General features: G+C 72.9%; 21 protein-coding genes. 13 read left to right on the forward strand and 8 right to left on the reverse strand.

The window, feature by feature from the left end:
- On the reverse strand, positions 1-3,867 hold the full coding sequence (locus tag OG389_RS13835; RefSeq protein WP_443059265.1) for an ABC transporter ATP-binding protein: 3,867 nt from the start codon (positions 3,865-3,867) through the stop codon (positions 1-3).
- Positions 3,868-3,956: 89 nt separating this feature from the next.
- Positions 3,957-4,718, reverse strand: a complete 762-nt coding sequence (locus OG389_RS13840) for a GntR family transcriptional regulator (protein WP_328303761.1) — start codon at positions 4,716-4,718, stop codon at positions 3,957-3,959.
- Positions 4,719-4,884: 166 nt separating this feature from the next.
- On the opposite strand from OG389_RS13840, the gene OG389_RS13845 reads away from it, so the two are divergent.
- A complete protein-coding gene (locus tag OG389_RS13845; protein ID WP_328298785.1) occupies positions 4,885-5,307 on the forward strand; it encodes an ATP-binding protein in 423 nt (140 codons plus the stop codon).
- Between the two features lie 69 nt (positions 5,308-5,376).
- On the opposite strand, the gene OG389_RS13850 is transcribed toward OG389_RS13845, so the two are convergent.
- Positions 5,377-7,044: a thiamine pyrophosphate-binding protein gene (locus OG389_RS13850; protein ID WP_328298786.1), complete on the reverse strand. Its 1,668-nt coding sequence runs from the start codon at positions 7,042-7,044 to the stop codon at positions 5,377-5,379.
- A 5-nt stretch (positions 7,045-7,049) separates the two neighbouring features.
- Positions 7,050-8,027, reverse strand: coding sequence for an agmatinase (speB, locus tag OG389_RS13855; protein ID WP_328298787.1), 978 nt, complete (start codon positions 8,025-8,027; stop codon positions 7,050-7,052).
- A gap of 118 nt (positions 8,028-8,145) precedes the next feature.
- Here speB and OG389_RS13860 point away from each other — a divergent pair, with 118 nt between their 5' ends.
- The 5 genes from OG389_RS13860 (at position 8,146) to OG389_RS13880 (ending at position 13,368) form a co-directional block, all read left to right on the forward strand.
- On the forward strand, positions 8,146-9,618 hold the full coding sequence (locus OG389_RS13860) for a helix-turn-helix domain-containing protein (protein WP_328298788.1): 1,473 nt from the start codon (positions 8,146-8,148) through the stop codon (positions 9,616-9,618).
- A 43-nt stretch (positions 9,619-9,661) separates the two neighbouring features.
- A complete protein-coding gene (locus OG389_RS13865; RefSeq protein ID WP_328298789.1) occupies positions 9,662-10,186 on the forward strand; it encodes a hypothetical protein in 525 nt (174 codons plus the stop codon).
- A gap of 109 nt (positions 10,187-10,295) precedes the next feature.
- Positions 10,296-11,453, forward strand: coding sequence for an acyl-CoA dehydrogenase family protein (locus tag OG389_RS13870; RefSeq protein WP_328298790.1), 1,158 nt, complete (start codon positions 10,296-10,298; stop codon positions 11,451-11,453).
- Between the two features lie 27 nt (positions 11,454-11,480).
- Positions 11,481-12,359 (forward strand): acyl-CoA thioesterase II, encoded by an 879-nt coding sequence (gene tesB, locus OG389_RS13875; RefSeq protein ID WP_328298791.1) that lies wholly within the window; start codon positions 11,481-11,483, stop codon positions 12,357-12,359.
- Between the two features lie 28 nt (positions 12,360-12,387).
- The gene (locus OG389_RS13880; RefSeq protein ID WP_328298792.1) at positions 12,388-13,368 is read left to right on the forward strand and encodes a cation diffusion facilitator family transporter; all 981 of its coding nucleotides are present in this window, start codon (positions 12,388-12,390) and stop codon (positions 13,366-13,368) included.
- Here OG389_RS13880 and OG389_RS13885 read toward each other — a convergent pair.
- On the reverse strand, positions 13,346-13,807 hold the full coding sequence (locus OG389_RS13885; protein ID WP_328298793.1) for a MarR family winged helix-turn-helix transcriptional regulator: 462 nt from the start codon (positions 13,805-13,807) through the stop codon (positions 13,346-13,348). The genes OG389_RS13880 and OG389_RS13885 overlap by 23 nt on opposite strands.
- Positions 13,808-13,951: 144 nt before the next feature.
- Here OG389_RS13885 and OG389_RS13890 point away from each other — a divergent pair, with 144 nt between their 5' ends.
- Positions 13,952-14,812 carry an SDR family NAD(P)-dependent oxidoreductase gene (locus OG389_RS13890; protein WP_328298794.1) on the forward strand — a complete coding sequence of 287 codons (861 nt, stop codon included), beginning with the start codon at positions 13,952-13,954 and terminating at the stop codon, positions 14,810-14,812.
- Positions 14,813-14,858: 46 nt separating this feature from the next.
- On the opposite strand, the gene OG389_RS13895 is transcribed toward OG389_RS13890, so the two are convergent.
- Entirely contained in the window at positions 14,859-15,665 is an 807-nt protein-coding gene (locus OG389_RS13895; RefSeq protein ID WP_328298795.1) for a phosphatase, read from the reverse strand.
- A gap of 56 nt (positions 15,666-15,721) precedes the next feature.
- The gene (locus OG389_RS13900) at positions 15,722-16,300 is read right to left on the reverse strand and encodes an SACE_7040 family transcriptional regulator (RefSeq protein ID WP_328298796.1); all 579 of its coding nucleotides are present in this window, start codon (positions 16,298-16,300) and stop codon (positions 15,722-15,724) included.
- Between the two features lie 100 nt (positions 16,301-16,400).
- Here OG389_RS13900 and OG389_RS13905 point away from each other — a divergent pair, with 100 nt between their 5' ends.
- The 6 genes from OG389_RS13905 (at position 16,401) to OG389_RS13930 (ending at position 24,422) form a co-directional block, all read left to right on the forward strand.
- On the forward strand, positions 16,401-18,017 hold the full coding sequence (locus tag OG389_RS13905; protein WP_328298797.1) for a carboxyl transferase domain-containing protein: 1,617 nt from the start codon (positions 16,401-16,403) through the stop codon (positions 18,015-18,017).
- 16 nt (positions 18,018-18,033) lie between these two features.
- Positions 18,034-20,133: an acetyl/propionyl/methylcrotonyl-CoA carboxylase subunit alpha gene (locus OG389_RS13910; RefSeq protein ID WP_328298798.1), complete on the forward strand. Its 2,100-nt coding sequence runs from the start codon at positions 18,034-18,036 to the stop codon at positions 20,131-20,133.
- Positions 20,130-21,062: a hydroxymethylglutaryl-CoA lyase gene (locus OG389_RS13915; RefSeq protein WP_328298799.1), complete on the forward strand. Its 933-nt coding sequence runs from the start codon at positions 20,130-20,132 to the stop codon at positions 21,060-21,062. Before OG389_RS13910 ends, OG389_RS13915 begins: the two co-directional genes overlap by 4 nt.
- Before the next feature lie 8 nt (positions 21,063-21,070).
- Positions 21,071-22,231 (forward strand): acyl-CoA dehydrogenase family protein, encoded by a 1,161-nt coding sequence (locus OG389_RS13920; protein ID WP_328298800.1) that lies wholly within the window; start codon positions 21,071-21,073, stop codon positions 22,229-22,231.
- A 130-nt stretch (positions 22,232-22,361) separates the two neighbouring features.
- Positions 22,362-23,405 carry an ABC transporter substrate-binding protein gene (locus OG389_RS13925; RefSeq protein WP_328298801.1) on the forward strand — a complete coding sequence of 348 codons (1,044 nt, stop codon included), beginning with the start codon at positions 22,362-22,364 and terminating at the stop codon, positions 23,403-23,405.
- Between the two features lie 111 nt (positions 23,406-23,516).
- Positions 23,517-24,422: a siderophore-interacting protein gene (locus OG389_RS13930; protein WP_328298802.1), complete on the forward strand. Its 906-nt coding sequence runs from the start codon at positions 23,517-23,519 to the stop codon at positions 24,420-24,422.
- 48 nt (positions 24,423-24,470) lie between these two features.
- Here the strand turns inward: OG389_RS13930 and OG389_RS13935 are convergent, their stop codons facing one another.
- On the reverse strand, positions 24,471-26,057 hold the full coding sequence (locus OG389_RS13935; protein WP_328298803.1) for a beta-N-acetylhexosaminidase: 1,587 nt from the start codon (positions 26,055-26,057) through the stop codon (positions 24,471-24,473).
- Positions 26,058-26,061 lie beyond the last annotated feature (4 nt).

Here is a 26,061-nt window from a genome sequence, read left to right on the forward strand (position 1 = left end):
TCAGGCCGCGGCGGCCGGCTCGTCCTCGCCGGCGAAGGTGCGCCACAGCTCCGCGTACCGGCCGCCGCGGGCCAGCAGTTCGGCGTGGGTGCCGTCCTCCGCCACCCGGCCGCGAGCCATGACCACCACCCGGTCGGCGCGTGCGGCGGTCGTCAGCCGGTGCGCCACGACCAGGGTGGTGCGCTTGCCCGCGAGCCGGTCGGTGGCCTGGTTGACGAGGGCCTCGGTGGCCAGGTCGAGGGCGGCGGTGGCCTCGTCGAGCAGCAGCACGTCGGGGTCGACGAGCTCGGCGCGGGCCAGGGCGATCAGCTGGCGCTGGCCCGCCGAGAGGTTGCGGCCGCGTTCGGTGACCGTGTGCAGGTAGCCGCCGTCGAGGGTGGCGATCATGCCGTGCGCGCCGACCGCGTGCGCGGCCGCCTCCACTTCGGCGTCGCTCGCCCCCGGCCGCCCGTAGGCGATGGCGTCGCGGACCGTCCCCGGGAAGAGGTACGGCTCCTGCGGGACGACCCCCAGCCGGTGGCGGTAGCCCGTCAGGTCCAGCTCGCGCAGGTCCACCCCGTCGGCGGTGACCCGGCCGGAGGTCGGATCGTAGAACCGGGCCACCATCTTGACCAGCGTGGACTTTCCGGCGCCGGTCTCGCCGACGAAGGCGACGGTCTGCCCGGCGGGGATGCGCAGGTCGATTCCGGCCAGCGCCGGCTCCTTCTCCCCGCGCTCCTCCGCGGTGCCGTACCCGAAGTGGACCCCCTCGAAGGCGATCTCGCCGCGCAGCCCGGGCACCGGACGGGGCTCGGCGGGGCGGGGGGTGCTGGTGGGCTCGCGCAGCAGGCCCTGGATCCGGCCGAGGGAGACGGTGGCCTGCTGGTAGCCGTCGAAGACCTGGGACAGCTGCTGCACGGGGGCGAAGAACAGGTCGATGTAGAGCAGGTAGGCGACCAGTGCGCCGGTGGTGAGCGTGCCGGCCTCCACCCGGTTCGCGCCGACGATCAGCACGGCGGCCGCGGCCCCGGAGGACAGCAGCTGCACGAAGGGGAAGTAGACGGATATCAGCCACTGCCCCCGCACCCGGGCCTGCCGGTAGGAGTCGCTGCGCTCGGCGAACCGGGTGGCGCCCGCGCGCTGGCGGCGGAAGGCCTGGACGATGCGCAGCCCGGCCACGGACTCCTGGAGGTCGGCGTTGACCAGGCCGACCCGGTCGCGGGCGAGCTCGTACGCGGCCACCGACCTGCGGCGGAAGACGATCGTGCCGACGATCAGGAGGGGCAGGGTGGCGAAGACGATCAGGGCGAGCTCGACGTCGAGCACCAGCAGGGCGATCAGGATGCCGAAGAAGGTGAAGACGGAGACGACGGCGGTGACGAGCCCGGTCTGCAGGAAGCTGGACAGGGCGTCCACGTCGGTGGTCATCCGGGTCATGATCTTGCCGGTGAGCTCGCGCTCGTAGTAGTCGAGGCCGAGGCGCTGGAGCTGGGCGAAGATCTTGACGCGCAGGGCGTAGAGCACCCGCTCGCCGGTACGGCCGGTCATCCGGGTCTCGGCGAACTGTGCGGCCCACTGGACCACGACGACGCCCAGCGCGAGGAGGGCGGCCACCCAGACGGCGCCGAGAGCGGCCGCTTCGACGCCCTTGTCGATGCCGTGCCGGATCAGGATCGGCAGGAGCAGTCCGGAGCCCGCGTCGAGGGCGACGAGGCCGAGGGATATCGCGAGCGGAGCCCAGAACCCGCGCAGCAGGCGGCGCAGGTTGTAGCTGTCCTCGGCGGACGCGGCGCGGGTCTCGTCCACGTCGGGGGTGTCGTCGGCGGGCGGCAGCGCGGCCACCTGCGCGAGCAGTTCGGGGGTGGCGGGCATGCCGGCGGGGGCGGTGGTCTTCTCGTCCGCCTCCTCCTGGCGCTGCCAGAGCTCGGGGGTGATCCCGCCGGCCACCCGGCGCTTGGCGTTGACGGGCTCGGAGTCGATCTCGGCCTCGAGCTCGATGTCCCGCTCGATGTCGCGGTCGAGCTCCCGCTCGAACTCGCCCATCGCCGGCGCCTCGGGCGTGCGCGGCGAGCCGGCGCCGAGGGCGTCCGGATCGGTCAGCAGCCGCCGGTACAGGGCGGAGCGGCGCTCCAGCTCCTCGTGCGTACCGATGTCGGAGAGCCGCCCCTGGTCGAGTACGGCGATCCGGTCGGCGAGCGCGAGCGTGGAGCGGCGGTGGGCGATGAGCAGGGTGGTGCGGCCGGCCATGACGGCCCGCAGCGCCTCGTGGATCTCGTGCTCGACGCGGGCGTCGACGGCGGAGGTCGCGTCGTCGAGGAGCAGCAGGCGGGGGTCGGTGAGGATGGCGCGGGCGAGCGCGATGCGCTGGCGCTGGCCGCCGGAGAGGGTCAGACCCTGCTCGCCGACCTTGGTGTCGTAGCCGGCGGGGAGGGCCGTGACGAACCCTTCGGCCTGGGCGGCGCGGGTGGCGGCCAGCACCTGTTCGTCGGTGGCGCCGGGGTGCCCGTAGGCGATGTTGGCGCGGATGGTGTCGGAGAAGAGGAAGGAATCCTCGGGTACCAGCCCGATCGCGTCGCGCAGCGAGTCGTAGGTCAGCTCGCGCACATCGTGGCCGCCGACGCGGACGGCGCCGTGGTCGGCGTCGTAGAACCGCGGCAGGAGGAGTGAGGCGGTGGACTTGCCGCTGCCGGAGGAGCCGACGAGGGCGACGGTCTCGCCCTCGGCGATCGAGAGGCTGAACCCGTCGAGCACGGGCCGCCCGGGGTCGTACCCGAAACGCACGTCCTGGAACTCGACGGTGGCGGGGGCGTCGGCGGGAAGCTCCTCGCTCCCCTCCCGGATCACCGGCTCGGTGTCGATGAGTTCGAAGACCCGCTCCACGCCGGCGCGGGCCTGCTGGCCCACGGTGAGGACCATGGCGAGCATCCGGACGGGGCCGACGAGCTGGGCGAGGTAGGTGGAGAAGGCGACGAAGGTACCGAGGGTGACCTGCCCCTTGGTGGCCATCCAGCCGCCGAGGGCCAGCATCGCGACCTGCCCGAGGGCGGGGACGGCCTGCAGGGCGGGGGTGTAGCGGGAGTTCAGCCGGATACCGCGCATCCGCCCGGCGAACAGCCGCCGGCCGGCGTCGCGGAGCTTCCCGGTCTCCTGCTCCTCCTGGCCGAAGCCCTTGACGACGCGGACGCCGGTGACGGCCCCGTCGACGACGGTGGCGACGGCGGCGGCCTGGCTCTGGGCGTACCAGGTGGCGGGGAAGAGCTTCTTGCGGCTGCGCTTGGCGATGAACCAGAGGGCGGGGGCCATGAGCAGCGCGACGAGGGTCAGCAGCGGCGAGAGCCACAGCATGATCCCGAGGGATATCCCGAAGAGCAGGAAGTTCCCGATGGTCATGGGCAGCATGAAGAGCAGCCCTTGAATGAGCTGCAGGTCGCTCGTGGCCCGCCCGACGACCTGACCGGTGGACAGCTCGTCCTGGCGGCGCCCGTCGAGCCGGGCGATGGTGTCGTACATGTCGGTGCGCAGGTCGTGCTGTACGTCGAGGGCGAGGCGGCCGCCGTAGTACCGGCGTATGTAGGTGAGCACGTACACGAGCACGGCCGCGCCTATGAGCATCCCGGCCCAGGGCCCCATGGGCTTGGTCTTGTCACCGATGACGTCGTCGAGGATCACCTTGGTGACGAGCGGCACGAGCGCCATGACGGCCATGCCGCCGAGCGAGGACCCGAGCGCGAGCAGCACATTGACCTTGTAGCGCCAGGTGTAGGCGGCGAGCCGCCGCCCCCACCCCTGTTTGTCCCCAGCCGCCGTTCCCGCCGCCGTAGCCACGTACTGCCTCCCCGTTCGTCCTGCCCTACCGGAAGCGCCAACGCTCCGACCGGCGGATTTCATCCCGCCGCAACAATTCGAACGGGTTTACGCGCGGCTGGGCGAGGCGGCCGGGGCCGCCCGGGGAGAACGGCCCCAGGGCCCGTCCAACGCTACGGGGCGTCGAACTCGTACTCCAGGACGTATGCGGAGGCGTCGAGGACCATCTCGTTGACCTCGACGACCCGCCCGTCGGCGGCGAAGGCGGTACGGACGACCAGCACGACGGGGGTCCCGGCGGCCAGCCCGAGGCTCGCGGCCTCGTCGGTGGCGGGCATCCGCGAGCGGACCTCCTCGCGGAAGCGGGCCGGCTTGCGGCCGAGCTCGGCGAGGCGGGCGTAGATCCCGCCGGGGCCGGTGTCCGGCTCCGTGATGGGCGTGCCCGCCACGAGGGCGGCGTCGAGGTAGGAGGTCGCGTGCATGACGGGCTTCCCGTCGAGCAGGAACCTGCGGCGGCGGACACAGACGGGCGAGCCGGCGGGGAGTCCGAGCACGGCGGCGACGGCCTGGGGTGCGGCCTCCTCGGTGACGGAGAGCAGCTCGACGACGGGTTCCCGGTCCTCGGTGTCGGCGGCCCAGATGGACCGCCCTTCGCCCCAGACTCCTTCGGCCAGCCGCTCAATCCCCCGCCGCCGGATCCGCCGGAACTCCCGGACGAAGACCCCGGCGCCCTTGCGGGCTTCGGTCAGCCCCTCGGACTGGAGCACGCCGAGCGCCTGCCGTGCCGTCATCCGGGCGACGCCGTAGGTGGCCATGAGGTCGTTCTCGCCGGGCAACCGGTCCCCGGGCCCGTACTCACCGGCCTCGATGGCGGCCTTCAGTGCGGCAGCGATGCGCTGATATTTGGGCTGCCGTACGGCGCCGCCACTCGGCATGCGGTCCTCCCTGATCATCTCTAGTCATCCTAGGCACCTCTTCGCGCCATGGACCCAACGCGCTCGCCCACACCCACGACAACGCGCAACATCTCTAGAGATTCGCTTGACCGCGCCCGCTGCGGCCCGCTTCACTTGGAGCACTATCTCTAGAGAGGTGTACTCCGTGGGTCTTGCGCATGGCGAAGAGGTCTTCTGGCTACTCCCGCGCAGCAGTCGCACGCCGGGCCGGGCACGGGCCCTGCTGCGGAAGCAACTCGCCGAATGGGGCGCGAGCACCGACCCCACCGAGACGGCCGAACTGCTGCTCTCCGAGCTGGTCACCAATGCCGTACGGCACGCCCGTGCCCCGCAGGGGCGGGACATCGGAGTCCGGATCGCCCGGTACGACGGCGTGCTGCGCGTGGAGGTGGCCGACGCCGGGCCCCCGGTCGAACTGGCCCCCCGGGCTCCCGCGGTCCGCGACGAACAGGGGCGCGGGCTCGTAATCGTCGCGGCGCTCGCCGGGCGCTGGGGGCAGTGCCCCCGGGCCCACGGCATCGGGAAGGCCGTGTGGGCCGAGGTCGCATGGGAGGGAGCTTCGTCATGACGAGTCGGCACACCCGGTGGAAGTGGGCCGCGGAGCCGGCCTCGGCCGGGCACCGCGAGGAGGCTTCGTTCAGACGTGCGTCGGGGCGAACATCTTGAGGGTGGTCGGGAGGACCAGGACCGTGGGGCCCGGGGTGGTCAGGGCCTTCTTGAGGTCCTCGCGGAGGGACTGCGGGGTGGTGGTGGCCGCCGGGACGTCGAAGGAGGCGGCCAGGGCCACGAAGTCGGGGCGGGTCAGGGTGGTGCCCGTTTCGCAACCGTACTCGCGCAGGATGCCGTAGCCGCCGTCGTCCACGATCAGCCAGGTGACGTCCAGGTCGTGCTGGCGGGCCGTGGCCAGGTCCGCGATCGAGTACATCGCGCCGCCGTCGCCGGAGACCGCGAGGACCGGGGTGTCCGGCTCCGCCACGGCCGCGCCGAGGGCCGCCGGGAAGGCGTACCCGAGGCCGCCCGCACCCTGGGCCGAGTGCATGGTGTTCGGGTGCTTGGCGTCGAAGGCGGACCAGGCCCAGTAGGACAGGATCGTCATGTCCCAGAAGGACGGGGAGCGCGGGGGCAGGGCCGCGCGGATCGAGGTCAGGAGCTGCTGCTCCAGGGTCAGGTCCTGGGCGGCCAGGCGGGCCGCGATGGAGGAGAGGAGCAGGCTCACGCGCTCCGGGGCGCCCGGGTCCTGCCGCTCGGCGACCGTTTCGAGGAGGGCCTGCAGGGCGAGGCGGGCGTCCGCGTGGATGCCGAGGGCCGCGTGGTTGGACTCCAGCTTACCGAGGTCCGCCTCGATCTGGACGACCCGGCCCTCCGGGAAGAACGTGTGGTAGTTCGAGGAGAGTTCGCCCAGGCCCGAGCCGACGACCAGGAGGACGTCCGCGTCCTCCAGGAAATCCGTCATGTGGCGGTCCTCCAGCCAGGACTGGAGGGAGAGCGGGTGCGTCCAGGGGAAGGCGCCCTTGCCGCCGAAGGTGGTGACGACGGGGGCGTTCAGGCGTTCCGCCAGTTGCTTGAGCTTGCCCGCCGCGTCCGAGCGGATGACTCCGCCGCCCGCGATGATCACCGGGCGTTCGGCGTTCTCCAGCCAGTGCGCGGCCAGCGCGGTGAGCTCCGGGCGCGGGGCCAGCTCGTGCGGGGTCGCGTCCATGCCCGTGACCTGGGGGACGACGGTCTCCGCCCGTAGGACGTCCTCCGGGATCTCCACCCACACCGGACCGTGCGGAGCCGTCAGCGCGGATTCCCACGCCTCGGCGATCACGGACGGGATCTGGGAGGGGGTCCGGGCGGTGTGCACGGACTTGACCACGTCCCGGAAGGAGGCCGACTGGTCCCGCAGCTCGTGCAGGTGACCGCGCCGTCCGCCGCCCAGGCCCGGGGTCGGGACCTGCGAGGAGATCGCCAGAACGGGCGCGGAGGCGGCCGCCGCCTCGGCGAGGGCGGGCAGCGCCATCAGCGCGCCCGGGCCGGTGGACAGCAGGAGCGGGGTCGCCTCTCCCGTCATCCGGCCGTACGCGTCGGCGGCGAACCCGGCGTTGTTCTCCGTACGGAGTCCGACGAGGCGCAGGTCCGAGCGGCCCACCGCGTCGAAGAGGCCGAGCGCGTGCTGGCCCGGCAGGCCGAAGACGGTGGTCGCGCCGAGCGAGCGCAGCGTCTCCACGACCAGGTCCCCGCCCGTCCGCCCCGGCGGCGGCGCGAGCGCGGCCGCCTTCTGGGCTTCGGTGGGACGGAGTACCAGGTCGTGGTCGTGCGTCACTTCGCTTACTTGCCCTTCGGGTTCGCCTTCGCCTGCGCGATCTGCCGGCTCATGATCGTGGTCAGCTCGTACGCGGTGTGCGAGGCCGCGACCGAGGTGATCTCCGCGTGATCGTACGCCGGGGCGACCTCGACGACGTCGGCGGAAACGAGGTTGCAGGAGGACAGCCCGCGGATGATCTCCAGCAGCTCGCGCGAGGTCATGCCGCCGGCTTCGGGCGTGCCCGTACCGGGCGCGTGCGCCGGGTCCAGCACGTCGATGTCGATCGAGATGTAGAGGGGACGGTCACCGATGCGCTGGCGCAGCTGGTCCGCGACCTCGTCGGCGCCGCGCCGGTAGACGTCGGCCGAGGTGACGATGCCGAAGCCCATCTTGGCGTCGTCGTCCAGGTCCTGCTTGCCGTACAGCGGGCCGCGCGTACCGACGTGGGACAGCGCCTCCGTGTCGAGGATGCCCTCCTCCACGGCGCGGCGGAACGGCGTGCCGTGCGTGTACTCGGCGCCGAAGTAGGTGTCCCAGGTGTCCAGGTGGGCGTCGAAGTGGAGCAGCGCGACCGGGCCGTGCTTCTTGGCCACCGAGCGCAGGAGCGGGAGCGCGATGGTGTGGTCGCCGCCGAGGGTCATCAGACGCGAGCCGTTGCCGATGAGCTCGTCGGCCGCCGCCTCGATCGTGTCGACGGCCTCGTTGATGTTGAAGGGGTTCGCGGCGATGTCACCGGCGTCGGCGACCTGCGCGAGCGCGAACGGGGAGGCGTCCTGCGCCGGGTTGTACGGGCGCAGCAGGCGCGAGGCCTCGCGGATGGCGTTGCCGCCGAAGCGGGCACCGGGGCGGTACGAGACACCGGAGTCGAACGGCACGCCGACGACGGCCACGTCCGCCTTGCCGCCGACCTCGTCCAGGCGGGGCAGCCGGGCGAAGGTGGCGGGGCCCGCGTAGCGCGGGATGCGGGAGGAGTCGACGGGTCCGCGCGGCTGCGTGCTCATGGGGGTGCCTTCCGGGGAGGTGTGCGGTGCGGTCCTTCGAGCGTAAACGGACACTTCGGGAGCACGAAGTGTACGTTTCATCCATCACGCTCCCCTGATGTGTACGGAGTATCCATTCATGGCCATGGAAGCCCCTCCGACCCCGCCGGTGGCGCTCGGCCGGCTGTTGGCCGACCGGGAGCTGGGGCTGCGGCACCTGGCCGGGCCCGGCGAGGGCGAGGTGCACGGCGTCCACGCCTCCGAGATGGCGGACCCCTCGCCGTACCTGCTGGGCGGCGAGCTGCTGCTGACGGCTGGGGCGGGCCTCGCCGGGGCCGGGACCGGCGGCGGGGCGGATCCCGGGGAGTACGTGGCCCGGCTGGTCCGGGCCGGGGTCGGCGCCCTCGGCTTCGGGGTGACCCCGGTGCACGAGACGGTGCCGCGTTCCCTCGTCGGGGCTTGCGACCGGTACGGACTCCCGCTGATCGAGGTGCCGCCCGGGACCCCGTTCACGGCGGTGGGCCGCAGCGTCTGGCGGCTGATGGCACAGGCCCGCACCGCGGAGCTCCGCCGAGTCACCGAGGCCCAGCAGTCCCTGGCGGCCGCCGCCGCCCGCCCGGACCCGGTCCCGGCGGTCCTGCGCCGCCTGGCGGCCACCCTGGGCGGCTGGGCGGCGCTCCTCCCCACCGCCGGGCCGGCGGAGCCGGGGCCCGCCGCCGGGCCGGAGGGGCCCGGGCCCGCCGCCGACCCCGCCACCTCCGCCCCCCTCGCCTCCGCCGGGTCGGCGCCCGACCCCGAGGCGCTGGCCGCGCTCGGCCTGCTCGCGCGGCGGGTGGGGTCGGGTGCGGCGGCCACCGCGACGGCCGCGCACAGCGGGCTCCACCTGAGCGCGCACGCCCTCGGCGACGGCCGGGTCCTCGCCCTCGCGACCCCGTCCCGGGCCCCCGGGGACCACACCGTCGCCTCGGTGGCGGCCGTACTGCTGACGCTGCTGACCCACCGCCCGGCCGGGGCGCAGGCCGCCGCGCTGACCCGGATGCTGCTCGGCGCGGCGCCGGGCGAAGCGCTGGACCCCGGGCCCTGGTACGCCGTGCACGCCCGCGGCGCCGGGGACCCGCGGGCCCTGGCGGCCGCGCTGGGCACCGTACTGCTGGACCCGCGTGAGGACGGCGTACGCCTGCTCACCGACCGGGACCCCGCCCCGCAGCCCGGCTGGCGGCTCGGGGTGAGTGCCCCGACCGGGCCCGAAGGCCTGCCCGGCGCCGACGCGCAGGCCGGGCGGGCCCTGGAGCGCGCCGAGGCGACCCGTACCCCGCTGGCCCGGCACCGGGACCCCGGCTTCGCGGGGCTCATCGGCGAAGCCGAGGCCCGTGCCCACGCCGAGGCCCTGCTCGGCCCCCTCTCCCCCGTCCTGCGGGACACCCTGCGCGCCTGGCTCGCCCACCACGGCAGCTGGGACCGCGGCGCGGTCGCCCTCGGCGTCCACCGCAACACCGTGCGCCAGCGCATCGCCCGCGCCGCCGGCCTGCTGGGCGCCGATCTGGAGGACCCGGACACCCGCATGGAGCTGTGGTTCGCCCTCCGGCACGCCGGACCGGCCGGACGCCCCTGAAGGGCGAGTCGCGGTGCGCCACCGCCGGGGCCACGCTTGGGACATGAACCCGCCGGACAGCTCCCCGGAGCCACAGGGCTGGGGACCGCGCCCGCCCGAGGGCCCGCCGCCCCGGGGCGCACCCCCGCAGCCAGCACCACCCTCGTACCCCTACGCGCCCCGGCCGCCCGCACGAAGGCGTCGCCGCTGGCCGTGGGTGGTGCTCGGCCTGGTCCTGCTGCTGCTCGGCGGGTGCGCCGCCCTCTTCGCCGTCTTCGTCAACGAGGTGGCCGAGGAGGCCGGACGGCCCGCCCGCATCACCTACGCGGCGACCGGAACCGCCCCGCGCGCGACCGTCTCCTACTCGACCTGGCGCGACGGGAGGGCCTCCTCCAGCCAGATCGGTGACCAGCCCCTGCCCTGGACCAAGGCGATCACCACGAAGGGCTTCGCCAAAGGCGGCTCGCTCGTCGTCACGCTCGGCGCCGACGGCGGCACGGCCACCTGCTCGGTGACGGTGGACGACTCCCCGCCGGTCACGGCGACGGCCAGCGGCCCCTTCGCCTCCGCGGTCTGCGAGGGGTTCTGACGCAGTGCCCCACCTCACTCTGGACAGGAGAGACAACTCGCCGGTAACTTAATCTGAGCAAGCGCTTAGGCATTAAGCGGCGGACCGCCGCGACCGAAGGGAGCCGGCCGTGCGCCGTACCGTTTTTGACGAGGACCACGAGGCGTTCCGCGAGACCATTCGCGCCTTCATCGAGGCCGAGGTCGTCCCGGTCTACGACGAGTGGTTCGCCGCCGGCCAGGCCCCTCGCGAGTTCTACTACAAGCTCGGCGAGCTGGGCGTCTTCGGCATCAACGTCCCCGAGGAGTTCGGCGGCGCGGGCCTGGACACCCACAAGTTCGAGGCCGTCCTCTACGAAGAGACCTCCCGCGCGGGCGTCAACTTCGGCGGCTCCGGCGTGCACGTGCTGCTCGCCCTGCCCTACATCAAGATGCTGGCCGACGACGAGCAGAAGAAGCGCTACCTGCCGAAGTTCGTCACCGGCGAGGAGATGTGGGCGCTCGCCATGACCGAGCCGGGCACGGGCTCCGACGTCGCAGGCATGAAGACCACCGCCAAGCTCTCCGAGGACGGCACGCACTACGTCCTCAACGGCTCCAAGACCTTCATCACGGGCGGCGTGCACGCCGACCGCGTGATCGTCTGCGCCCGCACCTCCGCCCCGCGCGAGGACGACCGCCGCTTCGGCATCTCCCTCTTCGCCGTGGACACCAAGTCCGAGGGCTACTCCATCGGCCGCAAGCTGGACAAGCTCGGCCTGCGCACCTCCGACACCGCCGAGCTGGCGTTCGTCGACGTGAAGGTCCCGGTCGAGGACCTGATGGGCGAGGAGAACAAGGGCTTCCACTACCTCGGCGCCAACCTGCCCTCCGAGCGCTGGGGCATCGCCTTCGGCGCGTACGCGCAGGCCAAGGCCGCCATCCGGTTCGCCCAGCAGTACGTGACGGACCGCACCGTCTTCGGGAAGCCGGTCGCGCACTTCCAGAACACCAAGTTCGAACTGGCCGCCTGCCAGGCCGAGGTGGACGCCGCCGAGGCCGTCGCCGACCGCGCCCTGGAGGCCCTCGACGCCGGTGAGCTCACCGCCGCCGAGGCCGCGTCCGCGAAGCTGTTCTGCACCGAGGTCGCGCACCGCGTCATCGACAAGTGCCTCCAGCTGCACGGCGGCTACGGCTACATGAACGAGTACCCGATCGCCCGCCTGTACGCCGACAACCGCGTGAACCGCATCTACGGCGGCACCAGCGAGGTCATGAAGTCCATCATCGCCAAGTCCATGGGTCTGTAAGCAGTAAGCGACTTACGCTTACCGACCATGAACGAGGCACTGACGACGCTCCTCGATCTGCTCGACCTGGAGCAGATCGAGGAGAACATCTTCCGCGGTACCAGCCGTTCGGCGGTGGTACCGCGGGTGTTCGGCGGCCAGGTCGCGGCCCAGGCCCTGGTCGCGGCCGGCCGCACGGTGCCCGAGGACCGCACCGCGCACTCGCTGCACTCGTACTTCCTGCGCGCCGGGGACCCGGGCGCGCCGATCGTGTACTCGGTCGACCGGATCCGCGACGGCCGCTCCTTCACCACGCGCCGGGTCGTCGCCGTCCAGCACGGCCAGCCGATCTTCCACCTCTCCGCGTCCTTCCAGACGTACGAGGACGGCCTCGACCACCAGAGCGCGATGCCCGACGCGCCCGATCCGGAGACCCTGCCGACGGCCGCCGAGGCGCTCCCGCTCTACCGGGACGTCTTCCGCGACCCCGGCACGGTGGAACGGCTCCTCGACGCGCGCGGCGCGGTGGACCTGCGGTACGCCACGGTCCCGCCCTGGGGCAGCGTCGGCGAGCCGGTCGAGCCGCGTTCGCAGGTGTGGTTCCGTACCGCCGGCAAGCTGGAGAGCGACGACCCGCTCCTGCACACCTGCCTGGCCACGTACGTCTCCGACATGACCCTGCTCGATTCCGTACTGCTCGCGCACGGGCGCGGCGGGTGGGCGGTCGGTGACGTGGTCGGGGCCTCGCTGGACCACGCGATGTGGTTCCACCGGCCGTTCCGTGCCGACGAGTGGCTGCTGTACGACCAGGAGTCACCCTCGTCGGCGGCCGGCCGGGGGCTCGGCCAGGCCCGGATCTGGACCCAGGACGGGCGGCTGGTCGTGACGGTCATCCAGGAGGGCGTGGTGCGCGTCCCGCGCGCGTAGGACGGCCGCCCCGACGTACCGTCACACCATGTCCAGCAGCGGTGGAAGCGAAGACGAAAGCGTCGGGACGGTCCTCGTCGCCGTGGTCACGAACCTCGGCATCGCGGCGGCCAAGGCGGTCGGCGGGGTCATCAGCGGATCGAGCGCGATGCTCTCCGAGGCCGCGCACTCGGTGGCCGACACGGTGACCGAGGTGATGCTGCTGGCCGCGCTGAAGCGCAGCGCGAAGCCCGCGGACGAGGCCCACCCGCTCGGGTACGGGCCGGAGCGGTACATCTGGGCGCTGCTGGCGTCGATCGCCACCTTCATCGGCGGCGCGGTGTTCGCGATCTACGACGGCATCCACACGCTGATCCACGGGGAGGACCCGGGCAATCCGACGATCTCCTACATCATCCTCGGCGTGGCCGCCCTCCTGGAGGGCTACTCGCTGCTGGTCGCCTGGAGGCAGGTCAAGGGTGAGGCGGAGCGGATGCGGGCCCCGCTGGGGCTGTACGTGAAGCACACTCCGGACACGGCGGTGAAGGCCGTCCTGCTGGAGAACGTCGCCGCGCTGATCGGCCTGGCGCTGGCGGCGGGCGGCCTGCTGGGGGCGCAGCTCACCGGGTCCGGCATGTACGACGGTCTGGCCTCGCTGGCGATCGGACTGCTGCTGGTGTGGGTGGCCTGGGAGCTGGGGAGGTCGAACGCGCAGTACCTGATCGGGCGGCCACTGCCCGCCGAGATGCGGGCCCAGGTGCGGGAGGAGCTGCTGTCCGTGCTGCACATCGAGGGCGTGCTGGAGCTCACCACGCTGGTGCAGGGGCCGGCGGAGGTGCTGATCGCGGCGAAGGTCGACTTCCACGACCTGGCATCGGCCCGGCAGGTGGAGGCGGCGTGCGAGGAGGCGGAGGCGCAGCTGCGGGAGCGGTTCCCGGCGATCCGCCGGGTGTACCTGGACCCGACGCCCACGCAGGTCCCGCCGCCGGAACCCGCCGCCGCTCCCCCTACTCCTGCGGGCGGGCCTTGAGCTTGGCCCAGACCGCTTCGAGCGCGGCGATGTCCTCGTCGTCGAGGCGGTCGTCGAAGACCTCGGCCAGCGCCTCGCGGCGGGTGGCGTCGGCCTCGGCGAAGGCGCGGTGGCCGGCGTCGGTGAGGGCCACGCGGATCGAGCGGGCGTCGGTCGGGGACGGTATCCGCTCGACGAGGCCGCGGGCCTGGAGCGAGTCGGTGACGCGCGAGACCTGACTGCGGCTGAGCAGGGTCCTGGCCCCCAGTTCGGAGGGGGCGACGGGCTCGGACCGGGACCGCAGCCACAGCATGACCTCGAACCAGGACAACGGCAGGTCGTGGCGGCGGGTCAGCGCCTGGTCCACCCGGGCGGTGAGGGTGGTGCCCGCCCAGACGAGCCCGTAGAAGGCGTGGTCGCGGGGGGTGAGACCGCCCAGGGTGAGGTCGTTGTGCGCCATGGGTCCAGGGTACCTGTTTGCGTGTACGCACACACAACGATAATCTGTGTGTGTACACGCGAAGATTATCCGCGTGCCGTTCGCGCTGTCCGCGCCATCCGTGCCGTCCGCGCCGACGCCCTCCGCCGCACCCGGGAGACCTCCATGAACCCCACGACCCCCACGACCCGCAAGACCGTCCTGATCACCGGCACCTCCTCCGGCATCGGCCTCGCCGCCGCCGTGGCCGCCGCCGCGGCCGGCTGGCACACCGTCGCCACCATGCGCGACACCGGCCGCGCCGACGCCCTGCTCAAGGCCGCCGCGGAGGCCGGGGTGTCCGACCTCGTCCAGGTGAAGCGCCTCGACGTCACCGACGCCGCGTCCGTCAACGGCTGCGTGGCCGAGGTCGTCGCCGAGCACGGCCGGCTCGACGCGGTGGTGAACAACGCCGGCGCGGGCTCCGTGGGCACCATCGAGCAGCAGGGCATGGAGCCGGTCCGCTCCGCCATGGAGGTCAACTACTTCGGCGTCGTCGAGCTCACCCGCGCCGCCCTCCCCCACCTGCGCGCGAGCGGCGGCCGCGTCATCACGGTCACCAGCGTCGGCGGAGTGGTCGGGCAGCCGTTCAACGAGTTCTACTGCGCGGCCAAGTTCGCCGTCGAGGGGTTCATGGAATCACTCGCGCCGGTCGCCGCCACCGTCGGCGTCGGGGTCACCGTCGTCGAACCGGGCGCCGTGGCCAGCGAGTTCGTCACCAGCCTGCAGCTCGACGCCCCGGCCATGCTGGCCGCGGCGGGCCCGTACGCCCCGGCGCTGAAGGCCTACATCGAGCGCACCACGCAGTCCTTCGCCGGCGCGCAGACCTCCGCGGAGGCGGCCGCCCCGATCGTCGCTGCGCTGACCGCGGAGCGCGCGCCGTTCCGCGTCCAGACCTCGGACTGGGCCCGCGAGTTCGTCGCCCCGAAGCTCGCCGACCTCGACGGCTCGGCCGTCCAGACCCTCACGGGCGGCTGGCTGCGCTGAGCCGGCCGGCCGCGCCCGGCCCCCCGGGGCTCCGCACCCCGAAGGGCTACAGCAGGCCCGCCGCGTCCAGCAGGTAGGCCACCATCGGGTCGTAGAAGCGCGGGTCGCGCACGTGGTCGTCCAGGGGGATCGCCACCTGGAGGGTGCCTTCGGCCTCCGCCAGGAAGAGCGCGGGGTCGTTGCAGTCGGCGTAGCCCACCGCGTCCAGGCCACGCTGCGCCGCACAGCCCGCCCAGCCGTGGTCGGCGACGACCAGGTCGGGCTGGGGGCGGCCGTGCGCCGCCAGCGCGTCCAGGATCGCGGCCATCGGCTCCGGGGAGTGGGTGTGCCACAGCGTCGCCCCGCGCTCCAGCACGGCGATGTCGGCGAACTGCCACACCGAGCCCTCGTCGGCGACGAGGCCCGCCGGGATCACCACGATCTCGCAGCCGGCCGCGCGCAGCGCGTCGGCGGTGGCGCGGTGCACGTCCAGCAGGCCACCGGGGTGCCCCGTCGCCAGCAGCACGCTCTGCCGGTCCAGCGCGGCCTTGCGCAGCCGCGCCGCCAGCCGGTCCAGGCCGGCCACGGTCAGTTCCGGGTCGATGATGTCCTGGCCGACGCGGTGCCCGGGGTCGTCCACGACCCCGCAGCGCTCCGCCATGACCGCGAGCACGTCCTGCTCGTCGCTCCAGCGGTCGCCCAGCTCCAGGCCGAGCCAGTAGTGCCGGTCGCCGTTGGCGAGCTTGCGGTAGTGGGACAGGTTGTTCTCGCGCGGGGTGGCCACCTGCCCCGCGATCCGCGTCCGGACCAGATGGTCGACGAGCTCGGCGCGGCTGGGTACGGGCGTCTCTATCGGCTTCGGCATGCGGCCCATTCTGCCGCCGCGCGGGCGCAGGCGTCCGCTCCATCCCGACCGGCGGACACGTGGCCTCATCCCGACAGCGCCCCGAAAGCCCCGTTGGCGAGCCGTCGCAGCAGCGACTCCGTCGCCTCCCGGCCCAGTGCGGCCAGGTGGGGGGTGGAGTTCAGCAGGCCGAAGACCGCGTGCACCGAGACCCGCACCTCCGCCTCGCCCACCTCGGGGTGCAGCTCCCGTACGACCTCGACCCACAGCTCGACGTACTGGCGCTGCAGCTGCCGTACGAGCTTGCGGTCGGCCTCGCGCAGCCGGTCCAGTTCCCGGTCGTGGAGGGTGATCAGCGCCCGGTCGTCGAGCGCGAAGTCGATGTGGCCGTCGATCAGCGAGGCGAGTACGCCGGACGGGTCGCCCGCCGCTTCCGCGACGCGGTGGCGGCCGCCGGTCAGCAGCCGTTCGCTGATGCCGACGAGCAGCTCCGCGAGCATCGCGTCCTTGCCCGCGAAGTGGCGGTACAGGCCGGGGCCGCTGATGCCCACCGCGGCCCCTATCTCGTCCACGCCGACGCCGTGGAATCCGCGCTCCGCGAAGAGGCGGGCAGCCTCGCTGAGGATCTGCTCGCGCCGGGTCGGGGCGGCCGCTCTGGTGCTCATGGGAATCCATTCTAGACAGGGCCGTTAGCGGTCGTTAACCTAAGCCCCACATGCGTTAACGCTCATTAACAGGAGCGCACCGAGCAAGGGAGCTCGACCGATGCAGCAGGCACCAGTGCTGACGAGCGCCGCAGACCCGGCGTCCGATGCCTGGCGGGCCAACGAGGCCGCCCACCGCGAGCTCACCGAGGGCCTGCGGGCCCGGCTGGAGGCGGCCCGGCTCGGCGGCGGGGAGAAGGCCCGCGCCCGCCACACGGCCCGCGGGAAGCTGCTGCCGCGCGACCGCGTCGACGCCCTCCTGGACCCCGGGTCCCCCTTCCTGGAGCTGGCCCCGCTGGCCGCCGAGGACATGTACGGGGGCGCGGCCCCGGCCGCCGGGGTCATCGCGGGCATCGGCCGGGTCAGCGGCCGCGAGTGCGTGATCGTCGCGAACGACGCCACCGTCAAGGGCGGCACGTACTACCCGATGACCGTCAAGAAGCACCTGCGGGCCCAGGAGGTGGCCCTGGAGAATCGTCTCCCCTGCCTCTACCTGGTCGACTCGGGCGGCGCCTTCCTCCCCATGCAGGACGAGGTCTTCCCCGACCGGGACCACTTCGGCCGCATCTTCTACAACCAGGCCCGCATGTCGGGGGCCGGCATCCCGCAGATCGCCGCCGTCCTCGGCTCCTGCACGGCGGGCGGCGCGTACGTCCCGGCCATGAGCGACGAGGCCGTCATCGTGCGCGGCCAGGGCACGATCTTCCTCGGCGGCCCGCCGCTGGTGAAGGCCGCCACCGGTGAGGTGGTCACGGCCGAGGAGCTGGGCGGCGGCGAGGTCCACTCCCGGATCTCCGGGGTCACCGACCACCTCGCGGAGGACGACGCGCACGCGCTGCGGATCGTACGGAACATCGTGGCGACCCTGCCCGACCGCGGGCCCCTGCCCTGGTCGGTCGAGGCTCCGGAGGAGCCCAAGGTGGACCCGTACGGGCTGTACGGCGCGGTGCCGGTCGACTCGCGCACCCCGTACGACGCCCGCGAGATCATCGCCCGGATCGTGGACGGGTCCCGCTTCCAGGAGTTCAAGGCGGAGTTCGGGCAGACCCTGGTCACCGGCTTCGCCCGGATCCACGGCCACCCGGTCGGCATCATCGCCAACAACGGCATCCTGTTCTCCGAGTCGGCCCAGAAGGGCGCGCACTTCATCGAGCTGTGCGACCAGCGCGGCATCCCGCTGCTCTTCCTCCAGAACATCTCCGGCTTCATGGTCGGCCGGGACTACGAAGCGGGCGGCATCGCCAAGCACGGCGCCAAGATGGTCACGGCCGTGGCCTGCGCCCGGGTACCGAAGCTCACGGTGGTGGTCGGCGGCTCGTACGGCGCGGGCAACTACTCCATGTGCGGGCGGGCGTACTCGCCGCGGTTCCTGTGGATGTGGCCCAACGCCAAGATCTCGGTGATGGGCGGCGAACAGGCCGCGTCCGTCCTCGCCACGGTCAAGCGCGACCAGATCGAGGGCGCGGGCCAGGAGTGGCCGGCCGAGGACGAGGAGGCCTTCAAGGCCCCCGTCCGGGCCCAGTACGAGGCCCAGGGCAACGCCTACTACGCCACGGCGCGGCTGTGGGACGACGGGGTCATCGACCCGATGGAGACCCGGCAGGTGCTGGGACTGGCCCTGACGGCTTGCGCGAACGCTCCCCTGAGCGACTCGGGCTTCGGCATCTTCCGCATGTGACGTGAGGACTTCTTCGATGTTCAGCACTGTTCTGGTGGCGAACCGGGGCGAGATCGCGGTACGGGTCATCCGTACCCTGCGGGAGCTCGGCGTACGGTCGGTCGCCGTCTTCAGCGACGCGGACGCGGACGCCCGCCACGTACGGGAGGCCGACACGGCCGTCCGGATCGGCCCGGCGGCGGCCGCCGAGAGCTACCTGTCGGTGGAGCGGCTGCTCGACGCGGCACGGCGTACGGGCGCGCAGGCCGTCCACCCCGGCTACGGCTTCCTCGCGGAGAACTCGGCCTTCGCACGGGCCTGCGCGGACGCCGGGCTGGCCTTCATCGGACCGCCGGCGAGCGCCATCTCCCTGATGGGCGACAAGATCCGGGCCAAGGAGACGGTGAAGGCGGCGGGCGTGCCCGTGGTCCCCGGCTCCTCCGGCAGCGGTCTGACCGACGCCGAACTGGTCGCCGCCGCCGAGGAGATCGGCATGCCGGTGCTGCTGAAGCCCTCGGCGGGCGGCGGCGGCAAGGGCATGCGGCTGGTACGGGACGCGGCGCTGCTGGGCGAGGAGATCGCCTCGGCGCGGCGCGAGGCGCGGTCCTCCTTCGGGGACGACACCCTGCTCGTGGAGCGGTGGGTGGACCGGCCCCGGCACATCGAGATCCAGGTGCTGGCGGACGCGCACGGCAACGTGGTGCACCTGGGCGAGCGCGAGTGCTCGCTGCAGCGGCGCCACCAGAAGGTGATCGAGGAGGCCCCGTCCGTTCTGCTGACGCCGGAGCTGCGGGCCTCGATGGGCGCGGCGGCGGTGGAGGCGGCGCGGTCGTGCGGGTACGTGGGCGCCGGCACGGTGGAGTTCATCGTCCCGGGCGGGGACCCCTCGTCGTACTTCTTCATGGAGATGAACACCCGGCTCCAGGTGGAGCACCCGGTGACGGAGCTGATCACGGGGCTGGACCTGGTGGAACAGCAGCTGCGGGTCGCGGCGGGAGCCGAGCTGGGCTTCGGCCAGTCGGACGTCGTCCTGACCGGGCACGCGATCGAGGCCCGGGTCTGCGCGGAGGACCCGGCGCGGGGGTTCCTGCCGTCCGGCGGCACGGTGTTGGCCCTGTCGGAGCCGAACGGCGGGTCCGTCCGTACGGACTCCGGGCTGGTGGCGGGGGTCGACACCGGATCGACGTACGACCCGATGCTGTCGAAGGTGATCGCGTACGGGCCCGACCGGGCGGCGGCGTTGCGGGTGCTGCGGGGTGCGCTGGCCGACACCGTGATCCTGGGGGTGCAGACCAACACCGGGTTCCTGCGCCGTCTGCTGGCCCACCCCGATGTCGCGTCCGGCGACCTCGACACGGGGCTGGTCGAGCGGGACCTCCCGTCCCTGCTCCCTGATGGCGTGCCGGACGAGGTGTTCGCCGCGGCTGCGCTGCTGGCCGGGGCCTCTTCCCCGCGGCCCGCCGCTTCCCGAATCCGTGGCTCCGCCCCGGACCCCGGTCCTCGAACGCCGGACGGGCTGACATCGGGCTGGCTCGACCCGTTCGACTCCGCCAACGGCTGGCGCCTCGGCGGCACCCCCGCCTGGACGGTCCACCACTTCCGCCTCCCGGGCCAGGACCCGGTCACGGTCCGCACCCGCCCCGCCGGAACGGGCCCGGACACGGAGCTGCTCCTGGACGCGGCCGCACTGGACGGCGGCGCCGGCCACGGCACACCGGCCCGGGGCCGGGTCGTGGCACGCACCCCCGACCACGTAACGGTCGAACTCGACGGGGTCACCCACCGCTTCTCCCACGCCCGCTCCCCCGAAGGGACCTGGCTCGGCCGCGACGGCGACTCCTGGCACGTGCAGGCGTACGACCCGGTCGAGGCGAACCTCCGCGGCGGGACGAGGACCGGCGCCGGAACACTGGCCGCCCCCATGCCCGGCACCGTCACCGTCGTCAAGGTGGCCGTCGGCGACGAGGTCACCGCCGGTCAGAGCCTGCTCGTCGTCGAGGCCATGAAGATGGAGCACGTCATCTCCGCCCCGCACGCCGGCATCGTCACCGAACTCGACGTCACTCCCGGCACCACCGTCGCCATGGACCAGGTCCTGGCCGTGGTCACCCCGGACGAGGAGGAGAAGAGCGAATGAACGGGCTCCCGATGAGCTTCGCGGACGAGGGCCTCCCGGCACGCGTCCGCATCCACGAGGTCGGCGCCCGCGACGGGCTGCAGAACGAGAAGACGGCCGTCCCCACCCACGTCAAGGCCGAGTTCGTCCACCGGCTGGCCGCCGCCGGGCTCACCACCATCGAGGCCACGAGCTTCGTGCACCCCAAATGGGTGCCCCAGCTCGCCGACGCCGAGGAACTCTTCCCGCTCCTCGCCGACGTGGACGCCGCGCTGCCCGTCCTCGTGCCCAACGAGCGCGGCCTCGACCGGGCGCTCGCGCTCGGCGCCACCCGTATCGCCGTGTTCGGTTCGGCCACCGAGACGTTCGCCTCCCGCAACCTCAACCGCACCGTCGCCGAGTCACTCGCGATGTTCGAGCCCGTCGTGGCCCGCGCGAAGGAGCACAAGGCGCACGTCCGCGGCTACCTCTCCATGTGCTTCGGCGACCCCTGGGAAGGACCCGTCCCGGTCCACCAGGTGGTCGGCGTGGCCAAGGCCCTGCTCGACCTCGGCTGCGACGAGCTGAGCCTCGGCGACACCATCGGCGTCGCCACCCCGGGGCACGTCCAGACCCTCTTGAGCGCGCTCAACGAGGAGGGCGTGGGTACCGACCGGATCGGTGTGCACTTCCACGACACCTACGGCCAGGCCCTGTCCAACACCCTCGCCGCGCTCCAGCACGGCGTGACCACCGTCGACGCCTCCGCCGGCGGCCTCGGCGGATGCCCGTACGCCAAGAGCGCCACCGGCAATCTCGCGACCGAGGACCTCGTCTGGATGCTCGACGGCCTCGGCATCGAGACCGGCGTCGATCTGGCCGCCCTCACCGCCACGAGCGTGTGGATGGCCGAGCAGCTGGGGCGCCCCAGCCCCTCCCGTACCGTCCGCGCCCTCTCCCACAAGGAGTAACGAACACCATGGCCCTCGACCACCGGCTCACCCCCGAGCACGAGGAACTCCGCCGCACCGTCGAGGCGTTCGCGCACGATGTCGTGGCTCCGAAGATCGGCGATCTGTACGAGCGGCACGAGTTCCCGTACGAGATCGTCCGCGAGATGGGCCGCATGGGCCTGTTCGGCCTGCCCTTCCCGGAGGAGTACGGCGGCATGGGCGGCGACTACCTCGCCCTCGGCATCGCCCTGGAGGAGCTGGCCCGTGTCGACTCCTCGGTCGCCATCACCCTGGAGGCGGGCGTCTCGTTGGGCGCCATGCCGCTCTACCTCTTCGGCTCCGAGGAGCAGAAGCGGGAGTGGCTGCCGAGGATGTGCTCCGGCGAGATCCTGGGCGCCTTCGGCCTGACCGAGCCCGGCGCGGGCAGTGACGCGGGCGGCACCCGCACCACCGCCGTCCGCGAGGGCGACGAGTGGGTCATCAACGGCTCGAAGTGCTTCATCACCAACTCCGGTACGGACATCACCGCTCTGGTCACCGTGACCGCCGTGACGGGCCGCAAGGCCGACGGCCGCCCGGAGATCTCCTCGATCATCGTCCCGTCCGGCACCCCCGGATTCACGGTGGCCGCCCCCTACTCCAAGGTCGGCTGGAACTCCTCGGACACCCGGGAGCTCTCCTTCGACGGCGTACGGGTCCCGCTCGCCAACCTGGTCGGCCAGGAAGGGCGGGGCTACGCCCAGTTCCTGCGCATCCTGGACGAGGGCCGCATCGCCATCTCGGCGCTGGCCACCGGCCTCGCGCAGGGCTGCGTGGACGAGTCGGTGAAGTACGCCAAGGAACGGCACGCCTTCGGCAGGGCGATCGGCGACAACCAGGCCATCCAGTTCAAGATCGCGGACATGGAGATGCGCGCCCACATGGCCCGCATCGGCTGGCGCGACGCGGCCTCGCGGCTCGTGGCCGGGGAGCCGTTCAAGAAGGAGGCGGCCATCGCGAAGCTGTACTCCTCGACGGTGGCCGTCGACAACGCGCGGGACGCCACGCAGATCCACGGCGGCTACGGGTTCATGAACGAGTACCCGGTGGCCCGTATGTGGCGGGACTCGAAGATTCTGGAGATCGGCGAGGGCACGAGCGAGGTCCAGCGCATGCTCATCGCCCGTGAGCTGGGACTCTCTGCCTAGTCGTACCGTCACGCGCGGACGAGGGGGCCCTTCACCCGGGGCCCCCTTATCGTTTTCAGAGAAGGTTAGGCTAACCTTCCCCACGAATGGCCCGAAGGCCGCCCGACGCGTACGAAAGCGGACAATCGACATGCCCAAGTCCCGATCCTCCCTCCTCACCCGTCGCGGTCTCGTCGCAGCGGGCGGCGCTCTCGGTCTCGTTGCCGCGCTCACCGCCTGCGGTGGCAGCGACTCCGCGAAGGACGGGTCGGACGGCAAGGGCACGGGCGCCGCGGCCTCGGGCCCCTGGTCCTTCAAGGACGACCTCGGCAAGGAGCCCCTGACCGCCAAGTCGACGCCGAAGAACATCGTCGCCTTCACCGGCACCGCCGCCGCGCTGTACGACTACGGCGTCACCGTCAAGGGCGTGTTCGGCCCGACCAGGACCGCCGACGGCAAGCCCGACGTCCAGGCCGGCTCGATGGACATCTCCAAGGTCGAGATCCTCGGCAACGTCTACGACGAGTTCAACGTCGAGAAGTACGCGGCCCTCCAGCCGGACCTCCTGGTCACCAACACCTGGGACGGCACGTACTGGTACGTGCCGGAGGCCTCCAAGGACAAGATCCTGAAGCTCGCCCCGGCCGCCGCGATCGGCGTGGGCGGCGACGTCACCATGGACAAGGCCCTCGCCCGCACCGCGGTCCTCGCCAAGTCCCTGGGCGCCGACCTGAACGCCAAGAAGGCCGTCGACACCAAGGCCCGCTTCGAGGCCGCTTCCGCGAAGCTGCGCGAGGCCACCAAGGCGAACCCGGGCATCAAGGTGCTCGTAGGTTCCGGCTCCGCCGACCTGTTCTACGTCTCCACCCCGGCCACCTCCGCCGACCTGAAGTACTTCCAGTCGCTCGGCGTCGAGTTCGTCACCCCGGAGAAGACGGACGAGGGCGGCTTCTTCGAGAGCCTCAGCTGGGAGAACGCCGGCAAGTACAAGGCCGACGTCGTCCTCCTCGACAACCGCACCGGCACCCTGCAGCCGGAGGAGCTGAAGGCCAAGCCGACTTGGGCCGAGATGCCCGCCGTCAAGGCCGGTCAGATCACCCCCCGGGTGACCGAGCCGATCTACTCGTACGAGAAGTGCGCGCAGATCGTCGAGGAGCTCACCAAGTCCATCCAGAGCGCCAAGAAGGTCAGCTGACCTCAGGCAGTCCGGCCCCGGCACCTCGTACAGGTGCCGGGGCCTCCTGTCGTCGCGCGTCGCCCGCCGCACGCCGCCCGGCACCGAACCGATCCCAGGGGGACCCTCCGCATGACCGCCAACGCATCCGACGCCGCCCCGGCCGTCGCGCACTTCCGGTTCTTCGGGCTCGAAGTGGTCCGCACGCGCCGTCTCGGGCACTCGTTCCTGCGGATCACCTTCGGCGGCGAGTCCCTCCGGGACTTCCGCTCGGGCGGCTACGACCAGAGCCTCTCCCTCTTCCTGCCGCCGGCCGGCCGGGAGCACACGGTGCTGCCGTCCACGGACGAGGACACCTGGTTCGCGGACTGGCGCGCGATGCCGGACGAGGAGCGCCCGGTGATGCGCTCCTACACCGTGCGCGGGCAGCGCCGGACCCCCGAGGGGGCGGACGAGGTCGACATCGACTTCGTCCTGCACGGGGACTCCTCACCGGCCTCCTGCTGGGCGGGCCGCGCGGTCACCGGCCGCCGGATCATGGCCATCGGCCCGGCCGTCGCGGAGAACAAGTCCGTACGTTTCCAGCCGCCGGCCGCCACCGGCGCCGTCCTGATGTACGCGGACGAGACGGCGCTGCCCGCGGCCGCCGCGATCCTGGAGCGGCTCCCGGCCGGCACCCCGGTCAGGGCCTGGTTCGAGGTCCCGCACGAGGACGACCGGCTGGTCCCCGAGACGCTCGCGGACGCGGACATCACGTGGGTCGTACGGCGGCCGGGCGCCGGGCGGGAACGCACCGAGCGGCTGCTGGAGGCGCTCCGGGCGGCCGAGCTGCCCGCCGCCGAAGCCCCGTACGCCTGGATCGCGGGCGAGTCCGCGACGATCCGGGCGGTACGCAGGCACTTCGTGGGGGACCGGGGCGTCGACCGGCGCGCGGTGCGCTTCACCGGCTACTGGCGGCTCGGCGCGAGCGAGGAGGAGCTCCTCGCGGAGGCGTACGCGGGCCGGGCACCCAGCGAGGATCCGACGGCCGAGCTCTAGGGCCTGTCGGCCCTCCTCGTCGAGGTCCGGCCGTCCGGCGTCGGCCCGCTACGACCAGGGCACGTCCGGGGCCCGGAAGTAGGCGATGTCCTGCGCGTCCAGCCGGGGCCCCTGGGCCGCCAGGCGCCTGCGGTAGGCGTCCCAGTCCAGCGCGGCGGCCGGTGACCAGCCCAGCTCGGCCAGTCCCAGCACCCGCGGGTAGGCCATCAGCTCCCAGTCCCCGCGCGCCGCGATCGTCTCCGTCCACAGCGGGGCCTCCACCCCGAGGACGGCGGATTCCGGGACACCGGTCAGATAGCTCCCCGGGTCCCAGGAGTACGCCCGCTTCACCGGCACGTATCCGGCCCAGGCCAGTCCGGGCTTCGTCGCCTTCTCGTACTTCATGTCCAGGTACAGCCGGTCCGCCGGGGACAGGATCACCGGGTTCCCCGCCTTCGCCGCCGCGGCCACCGCCGCCTTCTCCGGCGCCGGGGTGCGGTCGTGGCCCCAGTACTGGAGCACCGCGCCCGGGGCCGGGCGGGCCGTCGCGAGCTGGTGCCAGGCCACCACGGTCTTGCCGTGCTCGGCCACCACCGCCTGCGCCCGGTCCATGAAGGCCGCGTAGTCCGCCGCCGGCGTGGAGTGCGCCTCGTCGCCGCCGATGTGCAGGTACCTGCCCGGGGTCAGCTCCGCGAGCTCCCCCAGCACCTGGTCGATGAACTCGTACGTCCGCTCCTTGCCCACGCACAGCGAGCTGAAGCCGACCTTGATCCCGGTGTACGGCTCGCGCGCCCTCCCGTCGCAGTTCAGCTCCGCGTAGGCGACCTGGGCCGCGTTCACGTGCCCCGGCATGTCGATCTCCGGGACCACGTCCACGTACCGCTCCCCCGCATAGGCCACCAGGTCCCGGTACTGCTCCTTCGTCCAGTACCCGCCGGGCCCGCCGCCGACCTCGCCCGCGCCCCCTTCCCGGGCCAGCTTCGGCCAGGAGTCGATCGCGATGCGCCATCCCTGGTCGTCGGTCAGGTGCAGGTGCAGGGTGTTGACCTTGTACTGCGCGAGCTGGTCGACGTACCTCTTGACCTGCTCCACCGGGAAGAAGTGGCGGGCCACGTCCACCATCGCCCCCCGGTACGCGAAGCGCGGCGCGTCGGTGACGGTCCCGCCCGCCACCGTTCCCGGACCGGACACGGGCAGCAGCTGGCGCAGGGTCTGGCCGGCGTGGAAGAGGCCGGCCGGCGTGCGGGCGGTCAGGGTGACCCCGCCGGGCCCGGCCTCCAGCCGGTACCCCTCCTCCCCCGCCCCTTCGTCCTGGTCGAGCCGCAGCCGGATGCCGTCGCCGTCCACCCCGCTGACCACCGGCAGCGGCAGCCCGCTGGCGGCGCGCAGCTGCTCGGCGAGGAGTTCGCCGACCCTGCGGACCTCCTCGTTCTCCGTCGGGCCGGTACGCACGACCGTGCCCGGGCCGAAGGCGTACCCGGGTCCTTCGGCGTGCGCGGAGACGGGCGCCGGCAGGAGCCGTTCGTAGGGGGCGAGCGCGGCGGGCGGTTCGTCGCCGGGCCGGGCGTCGTCCCCGTGGGCGACGCTGCAGGAGACGGCCGCGGGGACGGCGGCGAGGACGAGGAGGGCGGCGAGCGTGCGTCGCGGGACTCTCATGCGC

It is taken from the genome of Streptomyces sp. NBC_00435 (genome assembly GCF_036014235.1).
Taxonomy (GTDB): domain Bacteria; phylum Actinomycetota; class Actinomycetes; order Streptomycetales; family Streptomycetaceae; genus Streptomyces.

Excerpts from the sequence above, each read along its gene's own strand:
- OG389_RS13880 (WP_328298792.1), top strand. The coding sequence starts at position 12,388 with ATGTCCAGCAGCGGTGGAAGCGAAGACGAAAGCGTCGGGACGGTCCTC.
- OG389_RS13915 (WP_328298799.1), top strand. The coding sequence starts at position 20,130 with ATGAACGGGCTCCCGATGAGCTTCGCGGACGAGGGCCTCCCGGCACGC.
- OG389_RS13925 (WP_328298801.1), top strand. The coding sequence starts at position 22,362 with ATGCCCAAGTCCCGATCCTCCCTCCTCACCCGTCGCGGTCTCGTCGCA.
- tesB (WP_328298791.1), top strand. The coding sequence starts at position 11,481 with ATGAACGAGGCACTGACGACGCTCCTCGATCTGCTCGACCTGGAGCAG.
- OG389_RS13905 (WP_328298797.1), top strand. The coding sequence starts at position 16,401 with ATGCAGCAGGCACCAGTGCTGACGAGCGCCGCAGACCCGGCGTCCGAT.
- OG389_RS13835 (WP_443059265.1), bottom strand. The coding sequence starts at position 3,867 with ATGAAATCCGCCGGTCGGAGCGTTGGCGCTTCCGGTAGGGCAGGACGA.
- OG389_RS13865 (WP_328298789.1), top strand. The coding sequence starts at position 9,662 with ATGAACCCGCCGGACAGCTCCCCGGAGCCACAGGGCTGGGGACCGCGC.
- OG389_RS13935 (WP_328298803.1), bottom strand. The coding sequence starts at position 26,057 with ATGAGAGTCCCGCGACGCACGCTCGCCGCCCTCCTCGTCCTCGCCGCC.
- OG389_RS13860 (WP_328298788.1), top strand. The coding sequence starts at position 8,146 with ATGGCCATGGAAGCCCCTCCGACCCCGCCGGTGGCGCTCGGCCGGCTG.
- OG389_RS13900 (WP_328298796.1), bottom strand. The coding sequence starts at position 16,300 with ATGAGCACCAGAGCGGCCGCCCCGACCCGGCGCGAGCAGATCCTCAGC.
- OG389_RS13895 (WP_328298795.1), bottom strand. The coding sequence starts at position 15,665 with ATGGGCCGCATGCCGAAGCCGATAGAGACGCCCGTACCCAGCCGCGCC.
- speB (WP_328298787.1), bottom strand. The coding sequence starts at position 8,027 with ATGAGCACGCAGCCGCGCGGACCCGTCGACTCCTCCCGCATCCCGCGC.
- OG389_RS13840 (WP_328303761.1), bottom strand. The coding sequence starts at position 4,718 with ATGCCGAGTGGCGGCGCCGTACGGCAGCCCAAATATCAGCGCATCGCT.
- OG389_RS13890 (WP_328298794.1), top strand. The coding sequence starts at position 13,952 with ATGAACCCCACGACCCCCACGACCCGCAAGACCGTCCTGATCACCGGC.
- OG389_RS13910 (WP_328298798.1), top strand. The coding sequence starts at position 18,034 with ATGTTCAGCACTGTTCTGGTGGCGAACCGGGGCGAGATCGCGGTACGG.
- OG389_RS13885 (WP_328298793.1), bottom strand. The coding sequence starts at position 13,807 with ATGGCGCACAACGACCTCACCCTGGGCGGTCTCACCCCCCGCGACCAC.
- OG389_RS13930 (WP_328298802.1), top strand. The coding sequence starts at position 23,517 with ATGACCGCCAACGCATCCGACGCCGCCCCGGCCGTCGCGCACTTCCGG.
- OG389_RS13920 (WP_328298800.1), top strand. The coding sequence starts at position 21,071 with ATGGCCCTCGACCACCGGCTCACCCCCGAGCACGAGGAACTCCGCCGC.